The organism is Actinomadura rifamycini DSM 43936 (genome assembly GCF_000425065.1).
Classification (GTDB): domain Bacteria; phylum Actinomycetota; class Actinomycetes; order Streptosporangiales; family Streptosporangiaceae; genus Spirillospora; species Spirillospora rifamycini.
The window spans coordinates 107,146-114,218 of the sequence record NZ_AULB01000031.1 but is presented as its reverse complement, the minus strand read 5'-3'; the positions used below and the strand labels follow the sequence as shown (position 1 = coordinate 114,218).

Sequence of the window (7,073 nt, the reverse complement as noted above, 5' to 3'; positions counted from 1 at the left end):
CCGGCGGGCACTCCTCCCCGTCCGGAGTCCGCAGCACCACCGCCGCGCCCAGCATCTCGTGCCCCTCGCGGAACACCGTCGCCGACACCTCGAACGTCTCGCCCACCACCGCCTTGGCGGGCCACCGGCCGCACCCCACCACCGGCTCCACGTCCATGATCGGGACGCGCCCCAGCTCGGCCTCCAGCTTCACCTGCATGTTGCCCGCTCCCGGTGCCGACGGCGATGGTCCTAGGCATCCATGCCCCGTCCGCAAGTCCCGCCCATCGTCAACTCGTCAAGATCATGACAAGAGATTGCCCAAGCCGCGGCAATCGGGGCGAGCGGGAGCGGATCAGCCCCGGACGGGCGTTTCCGCGGCGCGCATCACCGCGCCGATCCCCGTGCCGCTGGTGACGAGCCGCCGGTACTCCGGCTGCCGCAGCTCGCCGCCCATGAACGGGTGCGGGTTGCGGTGCACGGCCGGGCTCGGCTCCTCCGCCAGCGCCGCGAAGTGCACCTCGCGGGCGCCGGTCGCCGCGACGACGCGGGCCGCGTTGCGGTCGGTGATGCCGCCGCCCGGCATCACCACGATCCGGTCCCCGGCGCGCCGCACCAGTTCGGCGATGAGCGGGGCGCCCTCGAGAGCGCTGACGTCCTGCCCGGACGTGAGCACCCGGTCGACGCCCAGGTCGACGAGCGTCTCGAGCGTCGCGAACGGGTCGGCGGCCATGTCGAACGCCCGGTGGAACGTCACCGACAGGTCGCCCGCCGCCGCGACGAGCCGCTCCGCGACGGGCCGGTCGACCGCGCCGTCCGGGGTCAGCGCGCCGATGACGACGCCGTGCGCCCCGGCCTCCCGGACGAGCGCGACGTCGTGCTCCATCGCCGCGACCTCGTGCTCGTCGAAGATGAAGTCGCCGCCGCGCGGCCGGATGATGACGTGCACCCGGATGGACGAGACCGCGGCGAGCGCGGCGCGGACCGTCCCGAGCGTCGGGGTGAGCCCTCCCTCGAACAGGGCCGCGCACAGCTCCACGCGGTCGGCGCCCGCCTGCTCGGCGGCCACCGCGCCCGCGACGCTGTCGATGCAGATCTCGTAGGTGAGGCTCACTGACTTCCTTCCGAAACGGTGCGGATCTCCCCGACCCTGCGGCCGCCGCCGAGGACCGGGACGGTGCCCAGTGCGGCGGCCGGGGCGGTGTCGGCGCCGAGCGCGGCGAGCGCGCTCAGCGCGATGGCGGTGGTGGCGCGGGGGCTGCCGTCGATGACCTTGACCGCGACGGCGTGGCCGTGCGCGGTGGCGGCCACGAGGACGCCCTCGGCGCCGCCCTTGGCGACCGAGCCGGGCAGCGCCCGCATCAGCTCGGTGTTCACGTGCCCGGTCCCGCCGACGTACTCGGGGTGGGCGCGCATGGCGTCGGCGACCGCGCGGCGCGGTCCGTCCTGCGCCAGGACGAGCGCCTGCGCGGCGCGCGCGAGGCCGGTGAGGGTGAGGCCGAACAGCGGCGCGCCGCAGCCGTCGACCGCCACCGGGGACGGCTCCTCGCCGGAGCAGTCGGCCATCGTCCGCCGCACGAGCCGCTGCAGCGGATGGCCGGGGTCGAGGTAGGTGCCGGCCGGCCAGCCCGCGGCGGCGCACGCGGCGAGCATCGCGGCGTGCTTGCCCGAGCAGTTCATCCGCTCGCGCGACTCGCCCTCCCCGGCGCGGACCAGGGCCGCCTTCGTCGGCTCGTCCTCCGGCCAGGACGGCGGGCACTGCAGCGCCCCGGCGTCCAGCCCGGCGTCGCCGAGGATCGCCTCGACGGTCTTCAGGTGGAAGTCCTCGCCGGTGTGGCTGCCCGCCGCGATGGCGAGCCGCTCGCCGGCCAGCGGCGCGCCCGCCGCCAGGCACGCGGCGGCCTGGAACGGCTTGGTCGTCGACCGCGGCAGGACGGTCTCCTCGGGGTTCCCGCGGATGTGGGCGAGGGAGCCGTCCGGGGCGAGCCCGGCGACGCTGCCGTAGTGGAGGCTCTCGGCGAAGCCGTTGCGTACGACCTCCGCCAGCACTTCGTACATCGATCTCCTCAGCTCGTCTTCACGGCGGGCGCGCCCGGCGCGGCGTCCCGGACGGCGCGGACCGGCCGGGCCCGCTGCCGCGCCTCGAGCGTCCGCGCGATCTTCGACAGCGTCGCGTTCACCACCAGGTAGATCAGCGCGACGATCAGGTAGGTCTGGATGAGCAGGTGGTTGTAGTTCGCCAGCACCTTGCCGCTGTAGAGCAGTTCGGCGTAGCTGACGACGTACCCGAGCGAGGTGTCCTTCAGCAGCCCCGCCGACTGGCTGACCAGCGACGGCAGCACCCGGCGGGCCGCCTGCGGCAGGACGATCAGCCGCATCGCCCGGCCGCGGGTCAGCCCGACCGCGAGGCCCGCCTCGAGCTGGCCGCGCTCCACCGACCGGATGCCGGCCCGGAAGATCTCCGCGAACGCCGCCGCGTTCGACACCGCCAGCGGCACGACGAGCTTCCAGAACAGCGGCATGTTCACGCCGTAGCGGGGCAGCGCGAACAGCACCACGTACACGAGCAGCAGCGCCGGGATCGTCCGGACGACCTCGACGTAGGCGGCCGCGGGCCAGCGCAGCCAGCGGGACGACGACGTCCGGCCGAGCGCCAGCACGATGCCGCCCGCCATGGCGAGGGCGATCGCGACGGCGGCCGCCTGCGCCGTGGACCACAGCCCGTCCAGGAGGTACCGCCACATCGGCCAGGTCCCGAACGGCTCCCAGCGTTCGGCGGCGAGCTGGCCGTTCTCGGCGAACTGCCGCAGCGCCAGCGCGACGAGCGCCGCGCCGGCCAGCAGCGTCCCGGCGGTGGTGATCCGGATGCGGCGCCGGGCGCGCGGCCCCGGATCGTCGAACAGCAGGCGCGAGGTGGGGGAGGAGCTCATCGCAGGATCGCCAGCTTCCGTTCGAGGGCCCCGGTGACCAGCCCGAACACGGCCGACAGCGCCATGTAGAGCAGGCCCGCGGTGACGAAGATGTAGATCGGCTGGGCTTCGGCCAGGTTGACCCGGTTCGCGGCGGCGGTCAGTTCCACGACGCCGACCGCCGCCGCCATCGCCGTGTTCATCAGCGTCATGATCGCGATGGTGCCGAGCGGCTGGATCGCCGTCCGCAGCGCCTGCGGCAGCACCACCAGCCGCAGCGACTGGACGAACGTCAGCCCGAGCGCCCGCGCGGCCTCCCCCTGCCCGGCGGGCACCGCGTTGATGCCCGACCGGATCGCCTCGGCCATGTACGCCCCCTGGTAGAGGGCGATCACCACGACCGCGCTGGTGAACAGCCCGGCCATGACGCCGATCTCGGGCAGCCCGAACACGGCGATGACGAGCCACACCAGCAGCGGGATGTTCTGCAGCGTCTCGACGTAGGCCATTCCGGCGGCGCGCAGCACGCGCACCGGGCTGACCCGCATCGCGGCCACGACGATCCCGGCGGCGAGCGCGCCGGCGAGCGCCAGCAGCGTCAGCTCGACGGTCAGCAGCAGCCCGTCGCCGAACTCCGAGAGGTGGTCGGTGATGACGTTCATGGCAGGGCCTTTTTCACTGGGGTCTCGGCGGGCGGGGGGTCAGGAGCCGGGCACGGACCCGATCGCGGGCGGCTCGGGCGCCTCGCCCTCGACGACCGTCCCGATCGAGTTCTTCCAGACCTTCGCCCACAGGCCCGACTTCTGGATCTCGCGGAGCCAGTCGTTGACGAACGTCTTGAACTGCTCGTCGCCGTGCTTCAGCCCGATCCCGTACGGGTCGGTGGTGAACGGCTCGCCCTGGATTTTGATCGAGGTGTCCTGCTTCGCGGTGGCGAGCAGGACGGCCTGGTCCTGGACGTACGCGACGCCGCGGCCCTGCTTGAGCGCCTGGACGCACTCGGGGTCGCTGCCGAACGTGACGATCTTCGCGTCCGGGGCGGCCTTCTCGATCGCCGGGATGGCCGGGGTGTTGGCGCCCGCGATGACCGTCTTGCCGTTCAGGTCCGCCGGGGACTTGATGCCGGTCTCGTCCGCCTTGGTGGCGATGACGAGGCCGGAGCTGTAGTACGGGCCCGCGAACGCGACCTTCTCGGCGCGCTCGGGCGTGATGCTGTAGGTCTGCAGGACCACGTCGACGGTGCCGTTGGAGATCAGCGCCTCGCGGGTCTCCGACGCCGAGTTGACGATCTTCACCTTCGGCTCGCCGATGATGTACTTCGCGAGCAGCTTCCCGAAGTCGGCGTCCAGGCCCTCGACCTCGCCGCTGACCGGGTTCTGCTGGGACAGCAGCGGCGCGTCGAGCGAACCGCCGACCAGCAGCTCCCCGCGCTCCTTGATCTTCGCCATCGCGGAGCCGGCCGGGAGGTTCTCGGCGACCGGCGCGGACGCCAGCAGGTCGTCGGTCGTGCCGCCGCCGGCGCCCGGGACGGCCGGGTCGGAGGAGTCGCCGCAGGCCGCGAGGCCCGTCAGCGTCAGCGCGGCGACCGCGGCGACCGCCGCCCGCCGCATCCCCGCAGGGAAACGCACCATGATCTGGAACCTTTCTGGGAGGCGCGCGGGAGCGCGCCGGAAGGGTGTCGCTAGTGGCTGAGGACCTTGGCCAGGAAGTCCCGGGCCCGGTCGCTGGCGGGGGAGTCGAAGAACGCGGACGGCGCGCCGGACTCGACGATCTCGCCGTCCGCCATGAACACGACGCGGTCGGCGACCTTGCGGGCGAAGCCCATCTCGTGCGTGACGACCACCATCGTCATGCCGTCGCGTGCGAGGCCGGTCATGACGTCCAGGACCTCGCCGACCATCTCGGGGTCGAGGGCGGAGGTCGGCTCGTCGAACAGCATCGCCTTCGGCCGCATCGCGAGCGCGCGGGCGATCGCGGCGCGCTGCTGCTGCCCGCCGGACAGCTGCGCGGGGAGCTTGCCGGCCTGCTCGCCGATCCCGACGCGGTCGAGCAGTTCGCGCGCGGTCCGCTCGGCCTCCTCGCGGGACGCGCCGCGGACCTTCGTCGGCCCGAGCGTCAGGTTCTGCAGGACGGTCTTGTGCTGGAACAGGTTGAACGACTGGAAGACCATGCCGACGTCCGCGCGCAGCTTCGCCAGCGCGCGTCCCTCGGCGGGAAGCTCGCGGCCGTCGATGCGCACGCTTCCGCCGTCCGGCGTCTCCAGCCGGTTCAGGCAGCGGCAGAGCGTGGACTTCCCGGACCCGGACGGGCCGATCACCACGACCACCTCGCCCTTGCCCACGTCCAGGTCCACGTCGCGGAGCGCGATGTGGTCGCCGAAGCGCTTGTACAGGCCGCGAACTTCGATCATTCGGTCACCTACGATCCAACTTCCTTCGATATCGAAGCCAAGAGGGAAGATAGAACGAAAAATCGACGTAAGTCAACGCGTTGCTGTACCAAGTTCGCGCATGCTATCTATCTGGGGTGCGCAACAGCAGAGACGACGGACCGGCGGGGCTCCTGCGGCTGGTGGCCACCGGTCAGGCGGAATCGCGGGCCGAGCTCGCCCGGCTCTCCGGCCTCGCCGCCTCCAGCGTCTCGCTGCGGGTCGAGCAGCTCCTCGACGCCGGGCTCTTCGCCGAGGAGGGCGCCGGGGCCTCGCGCGGGGGCCGGCGGCCCCGGCGCCTGCGGCTCGCCCGGGAGGCCGGCGTCTTCCTGGTCGCCGACCTCGGCGCGCACCACGCCCGGCTCGCCGTCGTCGACCTGGCCGGCACGCCCCTCGCGCTGTCCGACCTGACCTGCGACATCGCGGTCGGCCCCGAGCGGACGCTCGCCGACGTCATCGAGGCGCTGCGCGCCCTCGCCCGCGCGCACGGGTTCGGCGACGTCCCGGTCCGCGGCGCCGGCATCGGGCTGCCCGGCCCCGTCGACCCCGCCACCGGCCAGGTCGTCTCACCCTCCCGGATGCCCGGCTGGAACGACTTCCCGGTGCGCGACTTCGTCACCGCGCGGGCGGGCGTCCCCGCCCTGGTCGAGAACGACGCCAACCTCATGGCGGTCGGCGAGCACCGGCACTCCCGGCCCGCCTGCGACAACCTCATGGTGATCAAACTGGGCAGCGGCATCGGCTGCGGCGTCATCGTGGACGGCAGGCTGCACCGCGGGCGCGGCGCCGCCGGCGACATCAGCCACGTGCGCATCCTCTCCGAGGCCACCGTCGACTGCTCCTGCGGCCACCCCGACTGCCTGGAGGCGCACGCCAGCGGCGCCGCCCTCGCCGCCGCGCTCGCCGCGCAGGACATCGCCGTCGAGCATCCCGGGCAGCTCGTCGACCTCGTCGCCGACGGCGTCCCGCAGGCGACCAGCGCGGTCCGCACCGCCGGCCGCCTCATCGGCGACGTCCTCACCGCGCTGGTGAACTTCTTCAACCCCGACGCGTTGATCATCGGCGGCAGCCTGTCGAACGCCGAACCGCTCGTCGCCACGATCCGCGGCGTCATCTACGAGCGCTGCCTGCCGCTCGCCACCCGCAACCTCGAGATCGACACGTCCGCCGCGGGCCGCGACGCGAGCATCCTCGGCGCCGGGCACCTGCTCCTCGACGCGTCCGACGACTGGATCGACCGCGCCCTCGACCGCTAGCGGCGGACGGGCGCCAGCGCCTCCAGCGCCGTCGCGATGTCCGGGGCGATCGCGACCCGCCGCTGCAGCCCCGCGACCTCGCTGATCCGCCGGACGACCCCGCGCGACGGCAGCACGACCCACATCGGCACGCCCAGCTCCGTCGCCCGCATCTGCGACCGGGTGATGACCGCGAGCCCGCTCGAATCGCAGAACGTGCAGCCGCTCAGATCGATGATCAGCGCCGGGACGCCGGAGTCGAGGAGCGCGACGGCCTGGTCGAGGATCACCGCGGCGTTGGCGAGGTCGACTTCGGCCGGGAACGTCAGCGTGCCGCAGACCTCGCTGCTCTCCACACGTGCGACTCCAAGTTCCATGCCTCGCCCCAGACGTCCGTTGACCTCGACCGAATGACAGCGGGGGTGCGTCACCTGCGACTGTAAGCGGCGTAACTGGACGAAACCTGAAAGGAGAGGTCAAGTCTGGGTCGGCGATCTCCCATGATCACGAGGATCCCGTTAA

9 protein-coding genes are annotated in these 7,073 nt (G+C 73.0%); 1 reads left to right on the top strand and 8 read right to left on the bottom strand.

From position 1 onward, the window contains the following. The 7 genes from H505_RS0127510 to H505_RS0127480 form a co-directional block, all read right to left on the bottom strand. The coding region (locus tag H505_RS0127510) for a maltotransferase domain-containing protein (protein ID WP_026404555.1) at positions 1 to 199 on the bottom strand (199 nt) is incomplete at its 3' end. Positions 200 to 334: 135 nt separating this feature from the next. Then, positions 335 to 1,093 (bottom strand): copper homeostasis protein CutC, encoded by a 759-nt coding sequence (locus tag H505_RS0127505; protein ID WP_026404554.1) that lies wholly within the window; start codon positions 1,091 to 1,093, stop codon positions 335 to 337. Next, positions 1,090 to 2,037 (bottom strand): asparaginase, encoded by a 948-nt coding sequence (locus tag H505_RS0127500; protein ID WP_034520057.1) that lies wholly within the window; start codon positions 2,035 to 2,037, stop codon positions 1,090 to 1,092. Before H505_RS0127500 ends, H505_RS0127505 begins: the two co-directional genes overlap by 4 nt. 8 nt (positions 2,038 to 2,045) lie before the next feature. Next, positions 2,046 to 2,909 (bottom strand): amino acid ABC transporter permease, encoded by an 864-nt coding sequence (locus H505_RS44650; protein ID WP_051301224.1) that lies wholly within the window; start codon positions 2,907 to 2,909, stop codon positions 2,046 to 2,048. Further along, positions 2,906 to 3,550, bottom strand: a complete 645-nt coding sequence (locus tag H505_RS0127490; RefSeq protein WP_026404553.1) for an amino acid ABC transporter permease — start codon at positions 3,548 to 3,550, stop codon at positions 2,906 to 2,908. The genes H505_RS44650 and H505_RS0127490 overlap by 4 nt, the downstream gene beginning before the upstream one ends. Positions 3,551 to 3,589: 39 nt before the next feature. Next, positions 3,590 to 4,519 carry a glutamate ABC transporter substrate-binding protein gene (locus H505_RS0127485; RefSeq protein ID WP_026404552.1) on the bottom strand — a complete coding sequence of 310 codons (930 nt, stop codon included), beginning with the start codon at positions 4,517 to 4,519 and terminating at the stop codon, positions 3,590 to 3,592. A 50-nt stretch (positions 4,520 to 4,569) separates the two neighbouring features. Then, positions 4,570 to 5,298 carry an amino acid ABC transporter ATP-binding protein gene (locus H505_RS0127480; RefSeq protein ID WP_034520054.1) on the bottom strand — a complete coding sequence of 243 codons (729 nt, stop codon included), beginning with the start codon at positions 5,296 to 5,298 and terminating at the stop codon, positions 4,570 to 4,572. Between the two features lie 116 nt (positions 5,299 to 5,414). Between H505_RS0127480 and H505_RS0127475 the strand changes: the two genes are divergently transcribed. Then, complete coding sequence (locus H505_RS0127475; RefSeq protein WP_034520051.1) at positions 5,415 to 6,572, top strand: ROK family protein; 1,158 nt, start codon at positions 5,415 to 5,417, stop codon at positions 6,570 to 6,572. Here H505_RS0127475 and H505_RS44645 read toward each other — a convergent pair. Then, a complete protein-coding gene (locus H505_RS44645; protein ID WP_051301223.1) occupies positions 6,569 to 6,907 on the bottom strand; it encodes an STAS domain-containing protein in 339 nt (112 codons plus the stop codon). The two genes, H505_RS0127475 and H505_RS44645, sit on opposite strands and share 4 nt — an antisense overlap. Between the last annotated feature and the right edge of the window lie 166 nt (positions 6,908 to 7,073).

Excerpts from the sequence above, each read along its gene's own strand:
- H505_RS0127500 (WP_034520057.1), bottom strand. The coding sequence starts at position 2,037 with ATGTACGAAGTGCTGGCGGAGGTCGTACGCAACGGCTTCGCCGAGAGC.
- H505_RS0127480 (WP_034520054.1), bottom strand. The coding sequence starts at position 5,298 with ATGATCGAAGTTCGCGGCCTGTACAAGCGCTTCGGCGACCACATCGCG.
- H505_RS44650 (WP_051301224.1), bottom strand. The coding sequence starts at position 2,909 with ATGAGCTCCTCCCCCACCTCGCGCCTGCTGTTCGACGATCCGGGGCCG.
- H505_RS0127490 (WP_026404553.1), bottom strand. The coding sequence starts at position 3,550 with ATGAACGTCATCACCGACCACCTCTCGGAGTTCGGCGACGGGCTGCTG.
- H505_RS0127485 (WP_026404552.1), bottom strand. The coding sequence starts at position 4,519 with ATGGTGCGTTTCCCTGCGGGGATGCGGCGGGCGGCGGTCGCCGCGGTC.